The following is a 20,922-nucleotide window of genomic DNA, read 5'->3' as shown; positions in this document are numbered from 1 at the left end:
CGGAGGCACCGGCCCCCTGCCTCGCGCGCCGGTACCGCCCGGACGACGGCCGCCGCCGCGGGGACGGGTCGCGGGCCGGGTCAGGCGATGACCGGTTCGCGCCAGCGGGGTCGCTCCGCCCGGTCGAGGTCGTAGCGGACCGCGGCGATCCGCTGCACCGCCTCGGTCAACTCGGGTGCGGGCAGGGTGAAGGGCAGCCGCAGGAAGCGTTCGAGCGTACCGTCGGCGCCGAACCGGGGGCCGGCGGCGAGGCGTACCCCGACCTCTCCGGCGGCCCGGGTGAGGGCGCTGGAGATCGGGCCGTCCAGCTCCGCCCAGAGCCCGACCCCGCCGCGCGGAACGGTGACCCGCCACTCGGGCAGCGTCCGGCGCAGCGCGTCGAGCAGCGCGTCCCGCTGCGCCGCCAGCAGGGCCCGGCGGGCCGGGACGATGGTGGCGGCGTCCGCGAGCAGGTGGACGGCGACGAGCTGGTCGAGCACGGGGCTGGCCATGTCCACCCCGACCCGGGCGGCGGCGAGACGCTGCACCTGCGGTACGGAGGCACGCACCCAGCCGATGCGCAGGCCACCCCAGTAGGGCTTGCTCATGCCGCCGATGCTGATGACCCGGGAGTGCCGGTCGAAGGCCGCGACGGGCGGCGGCACGACCGTGCCGTCCAGCGGCACGTCGACGAAGGACTCGTCGACGATGAGGTCGGTGCCGGTGGCGTGCGCGGTGGCGACGAGGCGCTCGCGCAGCTCGACCGGCATCAGGTGACCGGTCGGGTTCTGGAACTCGGGGATCAGGTAGGCCAGTTGCGGGCGGGTCTGCCGCAGGCTGCCGAGCAGCAGCTCGGCGTCCCAGCCGACGCCGTCGGCGGCGAGTCCGTGGGTGCCGATCCGGGCCCGGCGCGCGGTGAGGGCGGCCAGCGCGTTGGGATAGGTCGGGGACTCGACCAGCACGCTCGCGCCGGGCGGCAGGGCCGCGCGCAGCGCCAGGTCCAGCGCGTGCTGCGTACCGTTGGTGATCATGATCTGGTCGGGGCTGGTGGGCAGCCCTCGCGCCTCGTAGCCGCGGGCCACCGCCTCGCGCAGCTCGATGATCCCGGTGTGGTGGTACCCGGCGTCGCCGAGGTAGCAGGCGAGGTCGTTGGCGGCGGCCCGGGCCGCGCCGAGCAGCTCGACCGGGGCCGCCAGCGCCGCGCAGGCCAGGTCGATCATGTCGAGGTCGTCCGACGGGCCCCACACGCCGGAGCTGACGAAGCGGTGTCCGGTCGGCAGGGTGGTCCAGCTGCCGGCGCCGCGGCGGCTGGTCAGGTGCCCACTCTCGCGCAGTTCGCGGTACGCGGCGGTGACCGTGGTACGGCTGACCCGCAGCGCCTCGGCCAGCTCCCGCTCGGCCGGCAGCCGTACGCCCAGCGGCAGCCGGCCGTCGGAGAGCAGGCCGCGTACCGAACCGGCCAGGGCCAGATAGTCGGGGCTGCGGCGGCGACCCGGCAGGGGGTGCCACTGTCCGAGCAAGCGGGCCAATTGGGGCCCACGTACCGACCCGGTCATGGCCACCTCCGGCAGATTGGCTCTTCAACGGCTCCTTATTGGCCCTCAGAGTGGCACGCATGACCAAGATAGGCAACCGGCGGGATCACCTGGTCCGGCGTCTCGTCCAGCTCTACGTCGGATTGGCGCTCTACGGCTTCAGCATGGCGCTGATGATCGAAGCCACCCTCGGCCTCGATCCGTGGGACGTCTTCCACCAGGGACTCACCAGGCTGACCGGGCTCTCCATGGGGACGGTCACCATCGTGGTCGGCGCGCTCGTCCTGCTGCTCTGGATCCCGCTGCGGCAGCGCCCGGGGCTCGGTACGGTCAGCAACGTCGTGGTCATCGGCCTCGTCGTCGACGCCGCGCTCGCGCTCCTGCCCACCCCGCAGCCGCTGCCCGTCCGGGTCGGCTTCCTCGCCGCCGGCATCGTGCTCAACGGCATGGCCACCGGGCTCTACCTCGGCGCCCGACTCGGCCCCGGTCCCCGGGACGGGTTGATGACCGGCTTCGTGGCACGGCGTCCGGGCCGCTCCATCCGGCTGACCCGTACCGTCATCGAGGTCACCGTACTGGCGGTGGGCTGGCTGCTCGGCGGCACCGTCGGGGTCGGCACCGTGGCGTACGCGCTGCTCATCGGCCCGCTCGCGCACGTGTTCATCCCGTTGTTCCGGGTACCGCCGCCCGCCGCGCTACCGCCCGCCGCGACCCCGGACGCCCACCCGGCCTGACCACCGCCGCACCGCGCCACCACCGCACCGCGCCACCACCGCACCGCGCCGCCGCCCGCCTGACCGCGCCGTTCTCCGCTCGTCCATCCTCAGTGGACGGAAGGCGGCCGGTCTGGCAGGAAATCCCTTGCCTCAACGGTTCCCTCGGCGCCGCCGGCACGGCATCATCTTTGCCATGGGGGAAGAGGGATGGCGGTGGGCGGACGCGTGGATCTTCGTATCGCTGGTGATCGCCGGCGGCGCCGGTCGGCACCGGCGGGCGGCGACCACCAGACGTCCGGAGGGGGTACGCCTCGCCGACGTGCTCTCCACCGCTGACCACCTGAACCGGTCCCTGCCCGCCCGGCACGAGGTCGAGGCCGCCGTTCGCCGGCTGGCCGGCGCGGGACTGATCACCGTCTCGGACGGCTGGTTCCGGGTGACCCCGGCCGGCGAGCACCTGTGGCGCACCCGGCCGAACGGCGGCTTCGGCACGACCGTGGAGGCCGTGCACGGCGTGCTCAGCCGCCGGCACACCCCGGGCACCTCGGACTGGACGCTCGGCGACGACGAGCATGCCGCCGCCGTGCAGGAGTTCGCGGTACGGACGGGGCAGCCGGTCCGCCGCCGTCCGGCCCAGGAGTCCTCGTCCGGCTGACCCGGTCCCGGCGCGCCCGTGGTCGGGGCGGCGTCAGCGCACCACGTGCCCGGCGCCGCGCAGCTCGTCCTTGACCTCGCCGATGGTCAGCTCGCCGAAGTGGAAGACGCTGGCCGCGAGCACCGCGTCCGCGCCCGCCGCCACGGCGGGCGGGAAGTCGGCCACCGCGCCGGCCCCGCCGCTGGCGATCACCGGTACGTCCACGGCCCGGCGGACCGCCCCGATCAGCTCCAGGTCGAAGCCGGACTTCGTGCCGTCGGCGTCCATCGAGTTGAGCAGGATCTCCCCCGCCCCCAGCTCGGCGCCGCGGCGGGCCCAGGCCACCGCGTCCAGCCCGGTGCCGCGCCGCCCACCGTGGGTGGTGACCTCGAAGCCGCTCTCCGTGACCGTGCCCGCCGGTGCCCGCCGTACGTCCAGCGAGAGCACCAGCACCTGCCGGCCGAACCGCTCGGCGATCTCGGCGATCAGCTCCGGGCGGGCGATGGCGGCGGTGTTCACGCCCACCTTGTCGGCCCCGGCCCGCAGCAACGTGTCGACGTCGGCGACCCGGCGCACGCCGCCGCCCACGGTCAACGGGATGAAGACGGACTCGGCGGTGCGGCGCACCACGTCCAGCATCGTGCCCCGGTCGTCGGACGAGGCCGTGACGTCGAGGAAGGTCAGCTCGTCCGCCCCGGCCGCGTCGTACGCCGCCGCCAGCTCGACCGGGTCGCCCGCGTCCCGCAGGTCGAGGAAGTTGACCCCCTTGACCACCCGCCCGGCGTCCACGTCCAGACAGGGGATCACCCGTACCGCCACCGTCATGCCCCCGAGCCTAGCCGCCCCCGTCGATCATGGATTTGTGGTCGGCATTACGTGGACCTATGCGGCTTTTGCGAGCGCCACGACTCCATGATCGGCGGGGACGGGGGCCGGGCGGGGACGGGGGCAGGGCGGGGGCAGGGCCGGGCGGGGGCGGGTCAGACGCGGACCAGCATCTTGCCGAGGTTCTCGCCGCGCAGGACGCCGAGGAAGGCGTCGGGCGTGTTCTCCAGCCCGTCGACGAAGGTCTCGTCGTACCGCAGCTCGCCCGCGCGCAGCCAGCCGGACATCTCGCGCAGGAACTGGCCGCTCAGCGCGGCGTGGTCGGTGACGATGAATCCGCGCAGGGTGAGCCGCTTGGTGATCACCGCGGCCAGGTTGCGCGGCGCCGGGGTGGGCTCGGTCGCGTTGTACTGGGCGATCGCGCCGCAGAGCGCGGCCCGGCCGAACGTCCGGAGGGCGCCGATCGCGGCCTCCAGGTGGTCGCCGCCCACGTTGTCGAAGTAGACGTCGATCCCGTCCGGCGCGGCCGTCCGCAGCGACTCGCGGATCGGCCCGTCGTGGTAGTCGAACGCGGCGTCGAAACCGAGCGCCAGCAGCCGCTCGACCTTGGCGGCGGAGCCGGCGCTGCCGACCACCCGGGCCGCGCCCTTGAGCTTGGCGATCTGGCCGGCGAGGCTCCCCACCGAGCCGGCCGCGGCGGAGACGAAGACCGTCTCGCCGGGCTTCATCGCGGCCACCTCCAGCAGCCCGGCGTACGCGGTGAGCCCGTTGCCGCCCAGCGGACCGAGGTACGCCGAGACGGGCGCCAGCTCCGGGTCGAGCACCCGGGCCGAGGCGGCGTCGACGACGGCGTACTCCCGCCAGCCCTTGCCGTGCAGGACCAGGTCGCCCGGGGCGATCCCGTCGGCCTCGGAGGCGACGACCGCACCGATCGCCCCGCCCTCCAGCACCGCGCCGACCTCGAACGGCGGCACGTACGACTTCGCGTCGTTCATCCGGCCGCGCATGTACGGGTCGACGGAGATCAGCTGGTTGCGGACCAGCACCTGCCCCGGTCCGGGGGTCGGCACCGGCACCCGGACCAGCGCGAAGTTCTCCGCCGTCGGCCAGCCGACGGGACGGCTGGCCAGGTGGATCTCCAGGCTCTCCGCCGTCACCGCGCCTCCCGTACGGTGAGCGTCACCTCGACGTTGCCCCGGACCGCGTTCGAGTACGGGCAGACCTGGTGCGCCTGCTCCAGCAGCTGCCGGGCGGTCTCCTGGTCGACCCCGGGCAGCTCGACGGCGAGCGCCACGGTCAGGCCGAAGCCGCCGTTGTCGAGCTTGCCGATGCCGACCGATGCCTCGATCGCCGCTTCGGAGACCTCGACCTTGGCGCGCCGGGCCACGCCGCGCAGCGCGGAGTGGAAGCAGGCCGCGTAGCCGGCGGCGAAGAGCTGCTCCGGGTTGGCGGCACCGCCGGGGCCACCCATCTCCTTCGGTAGGGCCAGGTCGAGGTCGACGGTGCCGTCGGAGGTGGCCACGTGGCCCGAGCGTCCCTCGCCGGTGGACCGGGCGTGTGCGGTGTAGAGGACCTGCATGGTTCCGCGCTCCTTCAACTGTCGTGCCGGGTCGGTCGGTGCGGCTGTCCGCACCACCGGTCCGGCTGTCGGGCTTTCACCGCCGGTGCGGCCGTGGGACTTCCATCACCGGTGCGGCTATCGTGCTCTCACCGCCGGTGCGGCTGTCGGGTCGACTCGATGAGCCGGTCCAGCGTGCGGCGGAGCGCGACCAGCTCCGCCTCGGAGAGGCCGGTGCCCCGCTGGATCCGTCCGGGCACGTCCTCGACCCGGTCGCGCAGCGCGCGCCCGGCCTCGGTGAGCCCGACCTCCACCGAACGCTCGTCCCGGGGCGACCGGCTGCGGGTGACCAGTCCGCCCCGCTCCAGCCGCTTGAGCAGCGGCGAGAGGGTGCCCGAGTCGAGGTGGAGGCACTCGCCGATCCGCTTGACGGTCTGCGGCTCGTCGGGGTGCTCCCAGAGGACGAGCAGCACCAGGTACTGCGGGTAGGTCAGCCCGAACTCGTCCAGGATCGGCCGGTAGAGGTCGGTGACGGCCCGGGACGCCGCGTAGAGCGGAAAGCACACCTGCCGGCGCAGCGTCAGAACGTCGACCACGCCCGAACGCTAGTCCGCGATTGAATTGCGCGCAACAGATACGACCCGGAGGAGACCCACGCGACGTCCACACGCGGGCCCGGTCGGGGGTGGTCCGGCCGGACCCGGGCGGGACGCGAACCGTCAGGCCGCCGCCAGCACCTCCAGCGCCTCGGCGACCGTGAACGCCTCGGCGTAGAGCGCCTTCCCGGCGATGACGCCCTCGACGCCGAGCGGCTCCAGTGTGGCGAGCGCCCGCAGGTCGTCGAGGGTCGAGACGCCGCCGGAGGCGATCACCGGGGCGTCGGTACGGGCGCAGACCTCGCGCAGCAGCTCCAGGTTCGGCCCGCGCATCGTGCCGTCCTTGGTGATGTCGGTCACCACGTACCGCGCGGCGCCCGCCTTGTCCAGGCGTTCGAGCACCTCGAAGAGGTCGCCGCCGTCACGGGTCCAGCCCCGGGCGGAGAGGGTACGACCCCGCACGTCCAGCCCGATCGCCACCCGGTCGCCGTACTCGCCGACGACCCGGTCGCACCAGCTCGGGTTCTCCAGCGCGGCGGTACCGATGTTGACCCGGGCCGCGCCGGTGCCGAGCGCCGCCCGCAGCGACTCGTCGTCGCGGATGCCGCCCGACAGCTCCACCGCCACGTCGAGCTGCCGCACCACCTCCGCGAGCAGGTGCGCGTTCGAGCCCCGCCCGAAGGCGGCGTCGAGGTCGACCAGGTGGATCCAGGTGGCGCCGTCGCGCTGCCAGGCCAGCGCCGCCTCCAGCGGGTCGCCGTAGCTCGTCTCGCTGCCGGCGGCCCCCTGGACGAGGCGTACCGCCCGGCCGTCGGCCACGTCGACGGCGGGAAGCAGGGTGAGGCTCAACTCGATCTCCTGTCTGTGGTCCAGCGGATCAATCCTCGCGGGCCGGTCCGACCGGTCAGGTACGGCGACCCAGCGCGATCACCACGAACGCCGGCAGCCCCAGCACCAGCAGGGCCGTCAGCGCCAGCCGCAGCGCCAGGCTCGGCACGAGCAGCCAGATCACGGCCAGCAGTGCCAGCGAGACTACCGCGATGGCCGCCCGCTCGCCCCGGCTCCGGCGGGCGAGCCGGCCGGTGCGCCGGTTCGGCAGCCGCGGCGTGAGCCGGCGTACCAGGGCCCGGCGACGCTGGCGGCGGGCCACCCGGCGGGCCCGGACGCGGCGCTCCCGCTCCGCGACGGCGAGCCGCTCGGCCCGGCGCCGCGCCCGCTCCTTACTCAAAGGCCGGCCAGCCAGTTGCGCAGCAGCGTCGCGCCGGCGTCGCCGGACTTCTCCGGGTGGAACTGCGCCGCCGAGAGCACGCCCCGCTCCACCCCCGCGACGAAGCTCGCCTCGTGGGTGGCCGTGGTGGCCAGTGCGCCCGCGGCGCTCAGCCCGGCCGCGTCGGTCGCGGCGTACGAGTGGACGAAGTAGAAGCGTGCGCCGTCGGTCAGGCCCGCGAAGAGCCGGGTGCCGGCCGGCGTGGTGACCGTGTTCCAGCCCATGTGCGGCAGCCGCCGGGCGGCCAGCCGGGTCACCCCGCCGGGCAGCAGGCCCAGGCCCTTGGTGACCACACCGTGCTCCTCGCCGTACTCGAAGAGCACCTGCATGCCGACGCAGATGCCGAGCACCGGGCGGCCGGCGGCGACCCGCTCGGCGATGACCGGCCCCGCGCCGAGCGCGTCGATCCCGGCCATGCAGGCCGCGAACGCGCCGACCCCGGGCACCACCAGCCCGTCGGCCTCCGCGGCCGCGGCGAGATCGGCCGTGACGGTCACCCGGGCACCGGCCCGGGCGACGGCCCGCTCCGCCGAGCGCAGGTTGCCGGAGCCGTAGTCGAGCACCACCACGTCGGGCATCAGCCGTCTCCCGGTACGAGCCAGAGGACCCCGCCGGCCGTGGCGAGCAGGGCGAGCAGGGCGACGAAGCCGACCACTCCCCGCGCCGCGCCCTGGCGGTACATCGAGAAGGCGCCGCCGACCAGCACCCCGGCCAGGGCGAAGAGCAGGATCGGCAGCAGCGTCCCCATCAGAGGGTCCCCTTCGTGCTGGGGATCGCGCCGGCCGCGCGGGGGTCGATCGAGACCGCCTCGCGCAGCGCCCGGGAAACCGCCTTGAACTGGCACTCCACCACGTGGTGCGCGTCGGGGTGGCCACCCGGGCGGGCCGCCCGCAGCACCGAGACGTGCAGGGTCATCCGGGCGGCCTGCCCGAACGACTCCCAGATGTGCCGGGTCATGCTGGTCGGGTAGACCGGCCCGATGTACGGGGCCAGCAGCGGCTCGTCGTGCACCACGTACGGCCGGCCGGAGAGGTCGACGGCGGCCTGCACCAGCACCTCGTCCATCGGTACCGTGGCCGAGCCGTACCGCCGGATGCCGGCCTTGTCCCCCAGCGCCTGGGCGAACGCGGCGCCGAGCGCCAGCGCCGTGTCCTCCATCGTGTGATGCGCGTCGATCTCCAGGTCGCCGACGGTCTGCACGGTGAGGTCGAAGCCGCCGTGCCGGGCGATCTGGTTGAGCATGTGATCGTAGAAGCCGACGCCGGTGCTGATCTCGCCCCGGCCGCCGCCGTCGAGATCCAGCTCCACCAGCACCTTCGTCTCGGCCGTGGTCCGCTCGATCCGGGCCGTACGGCTCATCGCCCCGCCTTCCTCTCCACCGGTACCGCGTCCAGCGCGGCCAGGAACGAATCGGTCTCGGCCGGGGTACCCGCGGTGACCCGCAGCCAGCCGGGCAGCCCGACGTCGCGGACCAGCACGCCGCGGTCGAGCAGCGCGCGCCAGGCCACCGTCTGGTCCCCGCCGACCTCGAAGAGTACGAAGTTCGCGTCGCTGTCGGCCACGGTCAGTCCCCGGCCGCGCAGCTCGGCCACGATCCGGTCCCGCTGCTCCTTGATCGCCTCGACGGTGGCGAGCAGCGCGTCCCGGTGGGCCAGCGCCGCCCGGGCCGCCGCCTGGGTCAGCGCGGAGAGGTGGTACGGCAGCCGGACCAGCTGCACCGCGTCCACCACCGCGGGGTCGGCGGCCAGGTAGCCGAGCCGCCCGCCGGCGAAGCCGAACGCCTTGCTCATGGTGCGGGTGACCACCAGCCGGGGGTGGCCGGGCAGCGCCTCCAGCGCGCTCGGCGTGCCCGGGCGGGCGAACTCGGCGTACGCCTCGTCGACCACCACCATGCCCGGCGCCTCGGCGAGCACGGCCGCCACCACCTCGGGCGCCAGCGCCGTGCCGGTCGGGTTGTTCGGCGAACAGAGGAAGACCAGGTCCGGCCGGTGCGCGCGGACCTGCTCCACGGCCTGGATCGCGGTCAGCGCGAAGCCCGGCCCGCGCCGCCCGTCCACCCAGGAGGTACCGGTGCCGAGCGCCAGCAGCGGGTGCATCGAGTACGCCGGGGTGAAGCCCAGGGCGGTGCGCCCCGGACCGCCGAACGCCTGCAGCAGTTGCTGCTGGACCTCGTTCGAGCCGTTGGCGGCCCAGACGTTGGCCGCGGCGAGCCCGTGTCCCAGGTAGTCGGCGAGGTCGGCGCGCAGCGCCACCGCGTCCCGGTCCGGGTAGCGGTTCAGGTCGCGCAGCTCGGCCGCGAGCGCCTTGCCGATGGCCTCCGCCACCGCCTCCGGCACCGGGTACGAGTTCTCGTTCGTGTTCAGCCGCACCGCCACGTCCAGCTGCGGCGCCCCGTACGGGCTGCGGCCGCGCAGGTCGTCGCGGAGCGGCAGGTCGTCCATCGTGGTCATGCCGGACCCGCCGTCGCGTCCCGGTCGGCGCGGGCGGCGAAGCGCGCCTGCACGGCCTGCCCGTGCGCGGGCAGGTCCTCCACGTTGGCCAGGGTCACCACGTGCGGGGCCACGGCGCGCAGCGCCGCCTCGTCGTACTCGACGATGTGGATGCCGCGCAGGAACGACTGGACCGAGAGCCCCGAGGAGTGGCGCGCGCAGCCGCCGGTGGGGAGCACGTGGTTGGAGCCGGCGCAGTAGTCGCCGAGCGACACCGGCGCGTACGGCCCCACGAAGATCGCCCCGGCGTTGCGTACCCGAAGCGCCCACGCCCGGGCGTCCCGGGTCTGGATCTCCAGGTGCTCCGCGGCGTACGCGTCGACCACCCGCAGCCCGGCCTCCAGGTCCGCGACCAGCACCGCCCCGCTCTGGTCGCCGCCGAGCGCCGTGCTCACCCGCTCGCTGTGCTTGGTGGCCGCCACCTGCCGGGTCAGCTCCCGCTCGACCGCGTCGAGCAGCGCGACCGAGGGGGTGACCAGGACGCTCGCGGCGAGCGGGTCGTGCTCGGCCTGGCTGATCAGGTCGGCGGCGACGTGTGCCGGGTCGGCGGTCTCGTCGGCGAGGATCGCGATCTCGGTCGGGCCCGCCTCGGCGTCGATGCCGACCACGCCGCGCAACAGCCGCTTGGCGGCGGTCACCCAGATGTTCCCCGGTCCGGTGATCATGTCGACCGGCGCGCAGTGGTCGCCGCCCTCGGCGTCGGTCGCGGCGCCGTAGGCCAGCATCGCGACGGCCTGGGCACCGCCCACCGCGTAGACCTCGTCCACGCCGAGCAGCGCGCAGGCCGCGAGCACCCGGGCGTCGGGCAGGCCGTCGTTGTCGCGCTGCGGCGGGCTCGCCACCACCAGCGAGCGGACCCCGGCCACCTGGGCGGGGACCACGTTCATCACCACGGTCGACGGGTACATGGCCAGGCCGCCCGGGACGTAGAGGCCGACCCGGTCGACCGGGACCCACCGCTCGGTGACCGTGCCGCCCGGCACCACGTCGGTGGTGACGTCGGCCCGCCGCTGGTCGGCGTGGACCCGGCGGGCGCGCGCGATCGACTCGTGCAGCGCGGCCCGTACGTCGGGGTCGAGCGTGCGCTCGGCCGCCTCGATCGCCTCGGCCGGCACCCGCAGCCGGTTCAGCGTGACGCCGTCGAACTCCTGGGTGGCGGTACGGATCGCCGGGAAACCATGCTCGCGCACCGCCTCGACGATCGGGCGGATCCGGTCCACCGCCACGGAGACGTCGAGCTGGGCCCGGGGCAGTAGCCCTCGCGGGTCCCGGGTGCTATCGCGCAGGTCGATCCGTTTCAACACCCGTACGAGTTTAGGCGTCCGGCCGCCCGGGGCCGGCCACCGCCCAACGACCGGGACGGTGAACCCGGCCACGCCCACGCCGTGGACAACGACGGCCACGGCGGGGCTAGGCTCGACCGGTGCGCGCGCGGCTACCGATCTTTCCGCTCGGGACGGTGCTCTTCCCGGGACTCGTGTTACCGCTGCACATCTTCGAGGAGCGGTACCGGGAACTCGTCCGGCACCTGGTCGGGCTCCCCGACGGCAGCGGCCCCCGGGAGTTCGGCGTGGTCGCGATTCGCAGCGGTTGGTCGGGCCCGACGGCGCCGGCCGGGCCGACCGGCCCGGTGACGGAGATCGACCTGTCCAGGCCGCCGGCCGCCGCCGACCTGGAGCTGCGTCCGGCCTCGACGTCGCCGGGCGGCGTACCGGCCGGGCAGGAGGTCACCCTCTACGAGGTGGGCTGCACGGCCGAGCTGCGGCAGGTGACCGAGCTGGAGGACGGGCGGTTCGACCTGGTCACGGTCGGGCGGCGGCGGTTCCGGCTGCTCGACGTCGACCAGAGCTCCGCGCCGTACCTGACCGCCGAGGTCGAGTGGCTGCCGGAGCCGGCCGGCCAGGAGGAGGTCGCCGACCTGCTCGCCCCCCGGGTGCTCGCGGTCTTCCGGCAGTACCTCGGCCTGATCCGGGACGATCCGGACGAACTCTCCGAACAGCTGCCGGACGACCCGACCGTGATCTCGCACCTGGTGGCCGCCACGGCGGCGCTCACCCTCGCCGACCGGCAGCGCCTGCTGGCCATGCCCGACACCGCCGAGCGGCTCCGGGCCGAGCTGCGGCTGCTCAGTCGCGAGGCGACGCTGCTGCGTCAGGTCCGGGCGGTGCCGGTGCCGCTGACGGAGCTGGCCGTTCCGCCGAGCCCGAACTAGCCGGGCCCGAACTAGCCGGGCCCGAACCAGCCGGGCCCGAACCAGCCGGGCCCGAACCGGCCGGGCCGGGTGTGGCCGGCTCTCCCGCGCCCGCCCCGGCGTCGCCGCCGTCGGCCGTCGCCGGCCCGTCCGGCCCCGCGGTCCCCGCGACCGGCCTCGCCGTCGCCGGCCCGTCCGGGTCTGCCGCCCGCCCGTCCGGTTCTGCCGCCGGCCCGTCCGGTCCCGCGGCCTCCACGGCAGGACCCGCCGGCGCCGGCCCGTCCGGTCCCGCCGTGGGCGGGCCGGGATCCGCCTGCACCGGGCCGGAATCCGTCGTCACCGGGCCGGGATTCGTCGTCACCGGGCCGGAATCCGTCGTCACCGCGGCGGGGGCCGCCGTCGCGGGGCCGGCGGCTCCGACCGGGAGGCCGCCGCCCGGTGTCGGCAGCGCCATCACCCAGTCGGCGTCCGGCGCGGGCTCCGGACGCAGCGACGGCCAGCGGGACCAGCCGGCCAGCAGCGTGTACGTCACGATCGCGCCGAACGCGGGCAGCAGCAGATCGCCCTGGAGCGTGGGGATGAAGCCGTACAGCCACTCGAAGCGGCCGGCGCGCAGGTCCGGCGGCTTGGTGAAGGCGGTGTCGACCGGCGCGGAGGCCAGCAGGTGCCGGTAGGTGTCGAGGCCGACCAACCGGCCGACCCGCCACGCCACGACGGCCGCGCCGAGCCCACCGAGACCGACCGCGATCAGCCCGATCGGGCCACGGTACCGGCGCACCACCAGCCAGACCACGATCGCGGCGAGCACCCCGAACCCGAGGCCGAGCAGGCTGAACCAGCCGTCGGCCGCGATCAGCTCCTCGGGCTGCGGCTGGACGGGCTGCACCCCGCCATCGACCTTGATCACCGGTACCGCCGGCGCGAGCGCGGTCCAGAGCAGCCCGAGCGGCGCCCCGAGCACGACGAGCGCGAGCACCACGGCGGCCCCGGTGAGCAGGGCGCGGCCGGGCCGTCGCCGCGCGGCCGGGGTGGCCGGGTACCCGGGATAGGGCGGCGGCCACGTCTGTGCGGGGTACTGCGGCTGCGGCTCGGGGCGGGACGGGGCGGAGGCCGCCGGCCGACCGGCGTCGCCGTCGCCGGTCTCGCCCTCGTCGCCGTGCGGCTGGGAATCGGGGTTTGCCGGACTCACCCGCTGATCCTCTCAGGCGCGGCGGTCGCCGTGAGCGCCGGATCGGTCGAACCGCTCCCTGCCTCCGGTGGCCACGCGGCGGGGCCGGCAACCGACGGACGGGGCCGCGCCGGCGCCCACAGCGCGTCCGGCCCCGAGTCCGCAGCACGCCCGACCCCGCCGCGCCAGTGCTGCCCAGAGTCGCCTATACGACGCTCTTCGTGGCGCCATGCCGACACCGGAACCTCCAGAATTGGCAGGGGCGGGAGCCGGGCGGCGCCGGGGCCTCCTGCTGCGCCGCGCCCGGCCGCCCGGTCGCGCCCAGCCGCGGGCCGACCGGATGTCCACGAGAAAGGGAAGGGAGGGACGGGAGGTATGAGCGTTCCACCGCCCGACGTGCCGGCCGGCACGATCGTGCAACTGTCGAAGGAGCAGTGGCGCAACGGCGTCTGCGCCCTCTTCGTCCGGGTCGAGTCCGTCCTTCCCGACCACACCGAGCCGTGCGACGGCGAGTGGGTGTGGGTCCGGGGGCAGCAGCTCGGCCGCGACGGCATGCCGCTCGGCCGGATCGAGACCCTGGTACGGGCCGCCGCCCTGCGCGCACCGTAAGCCCGGGCCGCCCGCCGAGGGTCACCTCGACCGACCACCCGCGTTAACCGCCGACCGTCCGCAGCCCCGGCCCGACGCGGCCCGGACCGACCGCAGCCCCGGCCCGACGCGGCCCGGACCGACCGCCGCCGGTTGCGCGGCGGGTCAGTCGAGTGGGATCACCGGCCGCAGCAGCAGGCCCGACGCGTCACCGTCGCGCTCGTGCGCCCAGCGCCCGTGCTCGACGTCCCGGTAGGCCGTGGCCAGGGTGAGCCAGCTCAGGAAGCCGCCGGCACCGCCGCAGAGCATGCCGCCGCCGTCGCCACCGCAGACCACCTCGGGGTCGGCGGTCCGTTCGTCCCGGTACGGATCCTGGCCGATCTCCAGCCCGAACGCGTTGGGCAGCCGGTGCGGGCCGGTGGCGGACGAGTACGGGTCGTCCGGCGGCGAGTCGTCGCCCCAGCGGAAGAGCGTGGCGGCGCCCGCACCGCAGGCGTACTCCCACTCGTCCGGGGTGAGCAGCCGCTGGCCGGCCGCCGCGAGGCGCTCCACCGCCGCCCCGTACGTGGGCACCTCGATCAGCCAGGCGGCGCGTACCGTCCAGTCGTGGCCGAGCACCACCCGGGCCTGCTGGTACCAGGTGATCTCCGGCGGCTGCGGATGGTCGCGCAGGGTGCCGCGCATCTTCGCGAGCAGCTCGGTGATGTGCGGGTGGTCCGGCGGCACCGGCGTCTCGGCGGCGTCCACCGCCTCCACCGAGACGAGCATCGGCGGGACCTCGGCGGTGCGCGGCGGCGAGGTCATCGAGTCGACGAACTCCTGGAGACCGGACTGGAGGCCGTACTCGTCGGCGGCGACGGCGAAGCTCTCCCGCTGTTCCGGCGTGGGGACGAACCGGGTCCCGTCGTAGCCGAGGCCGGCCTCGGCGCCCGGCACGAACGCGTACCGCCGTCCCCGCAGCTCGAAGAGCGCCGTGCGGCCGGGCCGGCCCGCGTACTCGTGCGGCGCGACGCCGACCAGGGTCGCGCCCACGCGCTCGGCGATCGAGGCGGCCAGGGCTCCGGCCTCGACGTCGTCCAGCGTCCACCACCGTCGCAGCTGTACCGTCACCCCGGCAGTATGCGAGACCCGGACATCCACCCGCGTCCCCGCCCCCGCCGCGGCCACCCCACCCATGGCGAAAGTTTCCCCAATAGACATAGATATTGAAGGAAGTTGACATGCTCGGTTAACGTGCTCCATACCGCGCCCACCAGCGGGGACGGGCGCACCACGGGGAGGCCACGTGAAGCTGAGAAGATTCGTCCACGCCGCCACGGCCGGGGTACTGGCCCTCGCCGCCACCGCCGTCGCGCCGGCCGGCCCGGCGCTCGCCGCCTACGCCGACCCGCTCACCGCCCTCGACGCCTCGCGGTACGGGCTGGTCTGGCACCCGACCCCGAGCGCCGCCATCAGCGCGCTCGACGCCGCGCTGCCGAACGTGGGGGTGGCGACGATCCTCGGCGACGCCAACCACACGATGAAGACCTGCGACGCCACCGAGAACGCGGCGCTGCCGATCGCGCCGGCCGCCACCACCAAGCTCTGCTGGGACGACAGCGACACCGCCGTCGCGAGCTGGAACCCGCAGGGCATCACCAGCTCGGGCGACGCCGACGACGACGGCGCCTGGGGCGCGAACCAGCTGCTCATCTCCGGGTGGCAGTACACGGTGGACGACGGCCGGCACAACGACGCCCGAATCGCCTTCATCGACTACAACAACCCGTCCGCCGCCCGCTACCGGTGGGCGTACCTGGTGGCGCCGAACTCGACCGGCAGCACCTTCTCGGCCGCGAAGGCGCACCTCGGCGGCATGATCTGGTACGGCGACAAGCTGCTGGTCACCGCCGTCGGCAACACGAGCACGGCGATCCGGGTCTTCAGCATGTCCCACATCCTCGAAACCACCGACAACGCGGCGACGATCGGCCGGACGAGCAAGGGCTGGGCCGCCTACGGCTACCAGTACGTGCTGCCGCAGATCGGTTACTACAGCTACGCCGCCGGTACGTGCAGCATGGCGACCAACACCGGCACGCCCTGCTTCTCCTCGATCTCGCTGGACCGCAGCACCAGCCCGGACAGCCTCGTCGCGTCCGAGTACTTCGCCGACGGGCAGGGCAGCCGGCTGTTCCGGTACCCGTTCGCCGCGGACTACCTGCCCGCCACGGCCGCGAACGAGGCGTACGCCAGCGGGGTCGCCAACGCCCAGGGCGTGCTGTCGTACAACGGCCGCTGGTACGTGGCGCACAGCTCGGCCAGCTATCCCGGGCAGCTCTGGCGGTTGACCCCGGGCGCGGCCGGGGTGTCGGCGACCTGCACGAACCCCGGCACCTCGCCGAACATGTGCTGGGCGCTGCACCCGGAGGCGCTCACCTACTGGTACAGCACCGGGCTGGTCTGGTCGCAGACCGAGTGGCCCAACCAACGCACCATCTTCGCCCTCCCGCTCTCCACCCTCCCCTGACCGAGCGCCCCTGAGCCGCCCGCAGACCGGCCCGGCGACGGCGGCGACCGACGGACGGGTCCGGCACCCCGAGGGGTGGGGCCCTCCGTACCCCGCGAAGACATCAAGCCTGACGGGCTTCGCGGGGTACGGCGGGCCCCACCCAGAACCGCAACCCGCGACGGCCGATAGAGACGACGTCAGCGCGCGAACGGCTCCACCATCATCGACACCGCCCGCAGCCACGCCTGCCGCGTCTCGTCCTGGAGCAGGCCGTACTCGATCGACGACCCGGTCTCCAGCGCCGGGTCGTACGGGACCACGGCGACGGCCCGCGTCCGGGTGGCGAAGTGCTTCTCCAGGTCGCCCAGGAGCGGCGAGCGTCCCGGGGTGGGGCAGGAGAGCAGGGTGACCGCGTTCTCGGCCAGCTCGCTCATGCCGATGTCGTGCAGCAGGTCGAGCATCCAGTCGGCGGTGAACGCGGCGTCCTCGCGCGGCACCGTGGTGATCACGAGCTGGTCGGCCGCCCGTAGCACGGTCTGCCAGTTGACGCTCTCCACGTTGTTGCCGGTGTCCACGCAGATGACGTCGTGGGTCCGACGGAGCAGTTCGAGCACGCGGCGCACGGTCTGCTCGTCGAGGCGCTGGGCGAAGCGGGGGCTCTCCTCCCCGGCCAGCACGTCGTACGACCCGTCGGAGGCGTGCCGCAGGTAGTCGTCGAGCCGGCCGGTCAGGTCCGCGCCGTGGCGCGCCTCGATGTCGTCCAGGTCGGCGATGAGGTGCTTGATCGTACGGGCGTGCCGGGCGCTGCCGGCGCGCAGGCCGAGCGTGCCGCGCAGTTCGTTGTCGTCCCAGGCCAGCACCCCCCGGCCGCGCACGCTGCCGATGGTGGCCGCGCCGAGCACCGTCGCGGTGGTCTTGTGCACGCCACCCTTCGGGTTCGCGAAGGCGACCACCCGTGAGGTGCCGAGGTCGCGGCGGAGCACGTTGACGGCCCGTTCGATCTCCGGGTCCGGCCGGTTCGGCCGCCAGCCGCGCCCACGCCGGCCGCCCTCCAGCGGGTTGCGCGGCGGCGGCACGTAGGCCGCCGGCTCGGGCCGGTAGCCGGGATCCAGCGCGGCGTACCGGGACTCGCCCGCGGCCGGGGCCACCGGAGGAACGGCCGCGGCGGCGTAGCGGGCGTCCGCCGCACCGGCCGGCGCGGTCGCGGGCGGGGCGGCCGGCGGGGCCGCGGCGGCGTAGCGGGCGTCGGGCGTCCCGGGCGTGGCCGGATAGCGCGGGTCGGCCGCCGGCCCGGGGTAGCGCGGGTCGGCCGGCGCGACGGGCGTCGCGGGCGGGCCCGGGTAGCGCGGATCCGCCGGGGCGGCCGGTTGCTGGGCGCCGTAGCGCGGATCGGCCGGCGCGGCGTAGCGCGGGTCGGCCGGTCGGGTGGGGTACTGCGGCTGCTCGGGCGAGACCGGCGCGGCCGGCGCCGGCGGGACGTACCGCGACTCGGCGGGCGGGGTCGGCTCCGTCGGCCAGGCGTAGCGGGGCGTGCCGGGCGCGGCGTACCGGGGCGCGGGCGGGCGTCCGGGATCGGGCTGGTAGCCGGTCTCCAGCGCGGCCCAGCGCGACTGGACGGGCGGCCCGCCCTCCGGCTCCGCGCCGTTCGGTCCGGGCTGGCCGCCGTAACCCGACTCGCCGCCGTAACCCGGCTCCCCCGGCTGGCCGCCGCGGACCGGGAAGCCGTTGCCGCCCGGCTGCCGGTGCGGTGGCTCACCGCCGGAGCCGGGCCGCCGCTCCTCCAGATCCTCCTGATCGGTGGTACGGCCGCCGAGCCGCGCCCGGTCGAGCAGCGCGCGCCAGCGCGGTGCTGGTTCCGCCGGCCGGCCCCAGCCGGTCTCGGTGCCGTCCACGGCTCGCCCTCCCCAGCGCCATCGATCCCCGCCTGACAGGCTACGAAGCAAACCCTATTCGGGCCACACCGGAGCGCGCACGCCGCGGTACGGATGCCCGCTCATCGGGATCCGTCCGGCCGCCACCCGGCCGGCCCACCGCAGCCGATCATGATACCGCCGTCTCCGGGCTCTGCGTGGGATCCGCGCCGATGGATTCGGGCCGGGGCGCCGCCTCGCTCGGCGTCTCCTGCGGCGGGTCGGCGGTCGGCTGGTCCTGCCCGGCCGAGGGCTCGGGCGTGCCGGGCCCGCCCGGCGGTCCGGGCGTGCTCGCGGTCGGCGCGACCGGGGGGGACGGCTCGTCGGTCCCGGGCTGGGGCTGCTCGCCGGGGGCGAGGCTCTTTCCGTCCTCCTGCCCGGAGAGCCCGCCGTCGGCCGGCGGGCGCACCACGTCGTCCTGCTCCGGCAGGGGCGGCGAGAAGACGGCCCGGTCCAGCCGCTGCACCTCGGGCGCCGGGTCGACCGCGCGTACCTCGGGGCGGCCGGCCACCCGCTGCAGGTCCGCCGGCGCGGCGCGCACCACGGCCGCGTAGAGGCAGGAGCAGCGCGACCGGTACGCGGTCGCCTCGGCCTCGGCCACCCGGGCCCCGCTGTCGTAGAGCGCGCGCAGCCGGTCCACCTCGTCGCCGTCGCCGGTCAGGGCGGCGCCGCGCTCCTGGTAGTCGCGCGCCTCCCGGTCCTTGCGCTCGGCGACCTGGAGCATGTTGGCGACCACGTCGTCAGGTAGCCGGAAGGCGGGAATACGCACGATCTGCGTCTGCGTGTCGGGCAGCGGCACCCGGCTGAACACCTCCGAGACGCTGACCCCGGTCAGCACCGGTGCCAGCCGGTCCGGCGCCAGGTACGCGGAGAGCGTGACCAGCGCGTAGGTCTCCCCGTCGGTCCCGAGCGGCGGCGCGGCCACCATCGCGGCCAGTTCGCTGCGGCTGGACTGCACGTAGCCGGGGATGGACTCGCCCTCGAGCACGCCGACCCGGGTCACGTCCCCCACCGTGAGGTCGCCCTGCGGCCGGCGGTCGGCCGCCCAGACGGCGGTCACCAGTACGGCCACCGAGGAGACCAGCGCGGCGCCGGTCAGCACCCGCAACCGCACCGGCCCGTGTCCCAGCCGGGTCAACGCCCGGGCCAACGGCGGCAGAAGTCGTTGGTCCAACTGTTGCAACAGCTCGCCGGCGCGCACGTACGGCACTCCCCTGCTCGGGCGGTCGGTAGGTCGTCGCTCAGTCAGTCACGCAGGACGGTGAGCGCATGTTCCAAATCGTCAGGGTAGTCGCTGACGAAGCGAACCTCTTCCGCCGTACGGGGGTGTAGGAAACTGAGCGCACGGGCATGCAGCCACTGGCGATCCAGTCCGAGCCGGGCGGCGAGCGTCGGGTCGGCGCCGTACGTCAGGTCGCCCACGCAGGGGTGGCGCAGGGCGGAGAAGTGCACCCGGATCTGGTGCGTACGCCCGGTCTCCAGCCGGACGTCGACGAGGCTCGCCGCCGGGAAGGCCTCCACCGTGTCGTAGTGGGTGACGCTCGGCTTGCCGCCGGAGACGACGGCCCACCGGTAGTCGTGGCTCGGATGCCGGTCGATCGGCGCGTCGATGGTCCCGCGCAGTGGGTCGAGGTGTCCCTGGACCACCGCGTGGTAGCGCTTGTCCACCTCGCGGGCCTTGAACGCGCGCTTGAGGACGCTGTACGCCTGCTCGCTCTTGGCCACCACCATCAGGCCCGTCGTACCGACGTCGAGCCGGTGCACCACGCCCTGCCGTTCGGCGGCGCCGCTGGTGGCGATGGTGTGGCCCATGGCCGCGAGCCCGCCGATCACGGTCGGGCCGGTCCAGCCGGGGCTCGGGTGGGCCGCCACGCCCACCGGCTTGTCGACCACCACGATGTCGTCGTCGGCGTAGACCACCCGCAGGCCGGGCACCGCCTGCGGCACCACGGCCGGCGCGGCGACCGGTGCCGGCAGCGTGACCTCCAGCCAGGAGCCCGCTGAGACCTTGTCCGACTTCGGCCGGGGCAGCCCGTCGACGAGCGCGTCCCCGGCCTCGACCAGCGTCGCCGCGGCGGTGCGGGAGAGCCCGAAGAGGCGGGACACGGCCTGGTCGAGCCGCATGCCGTCGAGACCGTCGGGTACCGGCAGCGAGCGCCGGTCGCCGGCCGGACGCTGCGGCCCGGCGTCGTGGAGGTAGGTCACGCCGACTCCCGCCGTCCCGCCTCGGCCGCGCCCGCGCGGACCCCGGTCCCGGCCGCGCCGGGTTCCGCGGTCGCGGCGTCGGCCCGCGCGCCGTCCCCGCCCGCGGCGCTCGCGCCGCCATCGGCCGGGGCCGGCCCGCGGTCGCGCGGGGCCCGGCTGCCGTCGCGCTGCCGCCCGGTCAGTTCGAGCAGGATCGCCAGCAGTACGCCGGTGACCAGCGAGCTGTCGGCCAGGTTGAAGATCGGCCAGGCCTGGCCGTACGGGTCGAAGAGGCTGACCATGTCGACCACGTGCCCGAGGAAGACGCCCGGGGCCCGGAAGATCCGGTCGGTGAGGTTGCCGAGCGCGCCGCCGAGCACCAGGCCCAGCGAGATCGCCCAGGGCACCGAGCGCAGCCGCAGCGCCATCCAGCAGATCCAGCCGACCACCGCCGCGGTGATGAGCGGGAAGACCCAGGTGTAGTCGGAGCCGAGGCTGAACGCCGCGCCGCTGTTACGGGTGAGGGTGAGGTACACCGCGCCGCCGAGGAGCCGGACCGGGTCGCGCCCCTCCAGGGAGCTCAGCGCGAGCTGCTTGGTGCCCGAGTCGGCGAGCAGCACCAGCACCCCGGTCACCGCGAGGATCGCAACGGCCCGTCGCCGGGTCCGGCCGCCGCCGGGTTCGTCGGTACGGGACCCGTCGGGCCGTGTCGCGGTCATCTGCTCCCCATCGGTGCTCAGCAGTCGTACCTTCCGTCGTCCTCAATCATGGCGCGCGACGCGCCGGAGCGC

General features: G+C 75.1%; 22 protein-coding genes and 1 pseudogene. 5 read left to right on the top strand and 18 right to left on the bottom strand.

Going from position 1 to position 20,922, the window contains the following annotated elements; all coding sequences use genetic code 11:
* Positions 1-80 precede the first annotated feature (80 nt).
* Positions 81-1,535, bottom strand: a complete 1,455-nt coding sequence (locus AB0J86_RS10595; RefSeq protein WP_363855661.1) for a PLP-dependent aminotransferase family protein — start codon at positions 1,533-1,535, stop codon at positions 81-83.
* A gap of 59 nt (positions 1,536-1,594) precedes the next feature.
* Between AB0J86_RS10595 and AB0J86_RS10590 the strand changes: the two genes are divergently transcribed.
* On the top strand, positions 1,595-2,248 hold the full coding sequence (locus AB0J86_RS10590; protein WP_363855659.1) for a hypothetical protein: 654 nt from the start codon (positions 1,595-1,597) through the stop codon (positions 2,246-2,248).
* A gap of 175 nt (positions 2,249-2,423) precedes the next feature.
* Entirely contained in the window at positions 2,424-2,885 is a 462-nt protein-coding gene (locus AB0J86_RS10585; RefSeq protein WP_363855658.1) for a hypothetical protein, read from the top strand.
* Between the two features lie 33 nt (positions 2,886-2,918).
* Here the strand turns inward: AB0J86_RS10585 and hisF are convergent, their stop codons facing one another.
* From hisF to hisD, 11 genes are all read right to left on the bottom strand, one after another.
* Positions 2,919-3,689: an imidazole glycerol phosphate synthase subunit HisF gene (gene hisF, locus AB0J86_RS10580; protein WP_363855656.1), complete on the bottom strand. Its 771-nt coding sequence runs from the start codon at positions 3,687-3,689 to the stop codon at positions 2,919-2,921.
* 155 nt (positions 3,690-3,844) lie between these two features.
* Positions 3,845-4,846 (bottom strand): NADP-dependent oxidoreductase, encoded by a 1,002-nt coding sequence (locus tag AB0J86_RS10575; RefSeq protein WP_363855654.1) that lies wholly within the window; start codon positions 4,844-4,846, stop codon positions 3,845-3,847.
* Positions 4,843-5,268, bottom strand: coding sequence for an organic hydroperoxide resistance protein (locus tag AB0J86_RS10570; protein ID WP_363855652.1), 426 nt, complete (start codon positions 5,266-5,268; stop codon positions 4,843-4,845). The genes AB0J86_RS10575 and AB0J86_RS10570 overlap by 4 nt, the downstream gene beginning before the upstream one ends.
* A 128-nt stretch (positions 5,269-5,396) precedes the next feature.
* Complete coding sequence (locus tag AB0J86_RS10565; protein WP_363855650.1) at positions 5,397-5,843, bottom strand: MarR family transcriptional regulator; 447 nt, start codon at positions 5,841-5,843, stop codon at positions 5,397-5,399.
* A 123-nt stretch (positions 5,844-5,966) separates the two neighbouring features.
* Complete coding sequence (gene priA, locus AB0J86_RS10560) at positions 5,967-6,692, bottom strand: bifunctional 1-(5-phosphoribosyl)-5-((5-phosphoribosylamino)methylideneamino)imidazole-4-carboxamide isomerase/phosphoribosylanthranilate isomerase PriA (RefSeq protein WP_363855648.1); 726 nt, start codon at positions 6,690-6,692, stop codon at positions 5,967-5,969.
* 55 nt (positions 6,693-6,747) lie between these two features.
* Positions 6,748-7,071: a hypothetical protein gene (locus AB0J86_RS10555; RefSeq protein WP_363855646.1), complete on the bottom strand. Its 324-nt coding sequence runs from the start codon at positions 7,069-7,071 to the stop codon at positions 6,748-6,750.
* Positions 7,068-7,688 carry an imidazole glycerol phosphate synthase subunit HisH gene (hisH, locus tag AB0J86_RS10550; protein WP_363855644.1) on the bottom strand — a complete coding sequence of 207 codons (621 nt, stop codon included), beginning with the start codon at positions 7,686-7,688 and terminating at the stop codon, positions 7,068-7,070. Before hisH ends, AB0J86_RS10555 begins: the two co-directional genes overlap by 4 nt.
* Entirely contained in the window at positions 7,688-7,858 is a 171-nt protein-coding gene (locus AB0J86_RS10545) for a hypothetical protein (RefSeq protein WP_363855642.1), read from the bottom strand. Before AB0J86_RS10545 ends, hisH begins: the two co-directional genes overlap by 1 nt.
* Positions 7,858-8,469, bottom strand: coding sequence for an imidazoleglycerol-phosphate dehydratase HisB (gene hisB / locus AB0J86_RS10540; RefSeq protein WP_363855640.1), 612 nt, complete (start codon positions 8,467-8,469; stop codon positions 7,858-7,860). Before hisB ends, AB0J86_RS10545 begins: the two co-directional genes overlap by 1 nt.
* Complete coding sequence (locus AB0J86_RS10535; RefSeq protein ID WP_363855639.1) at positions 8,466-9,560, bottom strand: histidinol-phosphate transaminase; 1,095 nt, start codon at positions 9,558-9,560, stop codon at positions 8,466-8,468. The genes hisB and AB0J86_RS10535 overlap by 4 nt, the downstream gene beginning before the upstream one ends.
* Complete coding sequence (gene hisD, locus AB0J86_RS10530) at positions 9,557-10,903, bottom strand: histidinol dehydrogenase (RefSeq protein WP_363855637.1); 1,347 nt, start codon at positions 10,901-10,903, stop codon at positions 9,557-9,559. The genes AB0J86_RS10535 and hisD overlap by 4 nt, the downstream gene beginning before the upstream one ends.
* Positions 10,904-11,022: 119 nt before the next feature.
* Here hisD and AB0J86_RS10525 point away from each other — a divergent pair, with 119 nt between their 5' ends.
* Positions 11,023-11,811: an LON peptidase substrate-binding domain-containing protein gene (locus AB0J86_RS10525; protein WP_363855636.1), complete on the top strand. Its 789-nt coding sequence runs from the start codon at positions 11,023-11,025 to the stop codon at positions 11,809-11,811.
* A 436-nt stretch (positions 11,812-12,247) separates the two neighbouring features.
* On the opposite strand, the pseudogene AB0J86_RS10520 reads toward AB0J86_RS10525, so the two are convergent.
* Positions 12,248-12,979, bottom strand: a pseudogene (locus AB0J86_RS10520) (DUF2567 domain-containing protein); the annotation flags it as partial.
* Positions 12,980-13,333: 354 nt separating this feature from the next.
* Here AB0J86_RS10520 and AB0J86_RS10515 point away from each other — a divergent pair.
* On the top strand, positions 13,334-13,567 hold the full coding sequence (locus AB0J86_RS10515; RefSeq protein WP_363855635.1) for a hypothetical protein: 234 nt from the start codon (positions 13,334-13,336) through the stop codon (positions 13,565-13,567).
* A 144-nt stretch (positions 13,568-13,711) separates the two neighbouring features.
* On the opposite strand, the gene AB0J86_RS10510 is transcribed toward AB0J86_RS10515, so the two are convergent.
* Entirely contained in the window at positions 13,712-14,656 is a 945-nt protein-coding gene (locus AB0J86_RS10510) for a hypothetical protein (RefSeq protein WP_363855633.1), read from the bottom strand.
* A 175-nt stretch (positions 14,657-14,831) separates the two neighbouring features.
* Between AB0J86_RS10510 and AB0J86_RS10505 the strand changes: the two genes are divergently transcribed.
* Positions 14,832-16,055 carry a hypothetical protein gene (locus AB0J86_RS10505; RefSeq protein WP_363855631.1) on the top strand — a complete coding sequence of 408 codons (1,224 nt, stop codon included), beginning with the start codon at positions 14,832-14,834 and terminating at the stop codon, positions 16,053-16,055.
* A gap of 179 nt (positions 16,056-16,234) precedes the next feature.
* Here AB0J86_RS10505 and AB0J86_RS10500 read toward each other — a convergent pair whose 3' ends face one another.
* From AB0J86_RS10500 to lspA, 4 genes are all read right to left on the bottom strand, one after another.
* Positions 16,235-17,929, bottom strand: coding sequence for an AAA family ATPase (locus tag AB0J86_RS10500; RefSeq protein ID WP_363855629.1), 1,695 nt, complete (start codon positions 17,927-17,929; stop codon positions 16,235-16,237).
* Between the two features lie 148 nt (positions 17,930-18,077).
* On the bottom strand, positions 18,078-19,157 hold the full coding sequence (locus tag AB0J86_RS10495; RefSeq protein WP_363855627.1) for a hypothetical protein: 1,080 nt from the start codon (positions 19,155-19,157) through the stop codon (positions 18,078-18,080).
* Between the two features lie 35 nt (positions 19,158-19,192).
* Positions 19,193-20,071 (bottom strand): RluA family pseudouridine synthase, encoded by an 879-nt coding sequence (locus AB0J86_RS10490; protein WP_363855803.1) that lies wholly within the window; start codon positions 20,069-20,071, stop codon positions 19,193-19,195.
* Between the two features lie 77 nt (positions 20,072-20,148).
* The gene (gene lspA / locus AB0J86_RS10485; protein WP_363855625.1) at positions 20,149-20,850 is read right to left on the bottom strand and encodes a signal peptidase II; all 702 of its coding nucleotides are present in this window, start codon (positions 20,848-20,850) and stop codon (positions 20,149-20,151) included.
* Positions 20,851-20,922: the final 72 nt, after the last annotated feature.

This window comes from Micromonospora sp. NPDC049559 (assembly GCF_040676675.1).
Lineage (GTDB): Bacteria > Actinomycetota > Actinomycetes > Mycobacteriales > Micromonosporaceae > JBFAPK01.
Note: the sequence above shows the minus strand (reverse complement) of the source record. Positions and strands in the feature narration are given on the sequence as shown.

What these genes read in the sequence shown, in the direction of transcription:
- AB0J86_RS10595 (WP_363855661.1), bottom strand. Translation starts at nt 1,535, where the DNA reads ATGACCGGGTCGGTACGTGGGCCCCAATTGGCCCGCTTGCTCGGACAG.
- AB0J86_RS10590 (WP_363855659.1), top strand. Translation starts at nt 1,595, where the DNA reads ATGACCAAGATAGGCAACCGGCGGGATCACCTGGTCCGGCGTCTCGTC.
- AB0J86_RS10585 (WP_363855658.1), top strand. Translation starts at nt 2,424, where the DNA reads ATGGGGGAAGAGGGATGGCGGTGGGCGGACGCGTGGATCTTCGTATCG.
- hisF (WP_363855656.1), bottom strand. Translation starts at nt 3,689, where the DNA reads ATGACGGTGGCGGTACGGGTGATCCCCTGTCTGGACGTGGACGCCGGG.
- AB0J86_RS10570 (WP_363855652.1), bottom strand. Translation starts at nt 5,268, where the DNA reads ATGCAGGTCCTCTACACCGCACACGCCCGGTCCACCGGCGAGGGACGC.
- hisH (WP_363855644.1), bottom strand. Translation starts at nt 7,688, where the DNA reads ATGCCCGACGTGGTGGTGCTCGACTACGGCTCCGGCAACCTGCGCTCG.
- AB0J86_RS10545 (WP_363855642.1), bottom strand. Translation starts at nt 7,858, where the DNA reads ATGGGGACGCTGCTGCCGATCCTGCTCTTCGCCCTGGCCGGGGTGCTG.
- hisB (WP_363855640.1), bottom strand. Translation starts at nt 8,469, where the DNA reads ATGAGCCGTACGGCCCGGATCGAGCGGACCACGGCCGAGACGAAGGTG.
- AB0J86_RS10535 (WP_363855639.1), bottom strand. Translation starts at nt 9,560, where the DNA reads ATGACCACGATGGACGACCTGCCGCTCCGCGACGACCTGCGCGGCCGC.
- AB0J86_RS10515 (WP_363855635.1), top strand. Translation starts at nt 13,334, where the DNA reads ATGAGCGTTCCACCGCCCGACGTGCCGGCCGGCACGATCGTGCAACTG.
- AB0J86_RS10490 (WP_363855803.1), bottom strand. Translation starts at nt 20,071, where the DNA reads ATGCGGCTCGACCAGGCCGTGTCCCGCCTCTTCGGGCTCTCCCGCACC.
- lspA (WP_363855625.1), bottom strand. Translation starts at nt 20,850, where the DNA reads ATGACCGCGACACGGCCCGACGGGTCCCGTACCGACGAACCCGGCGGC.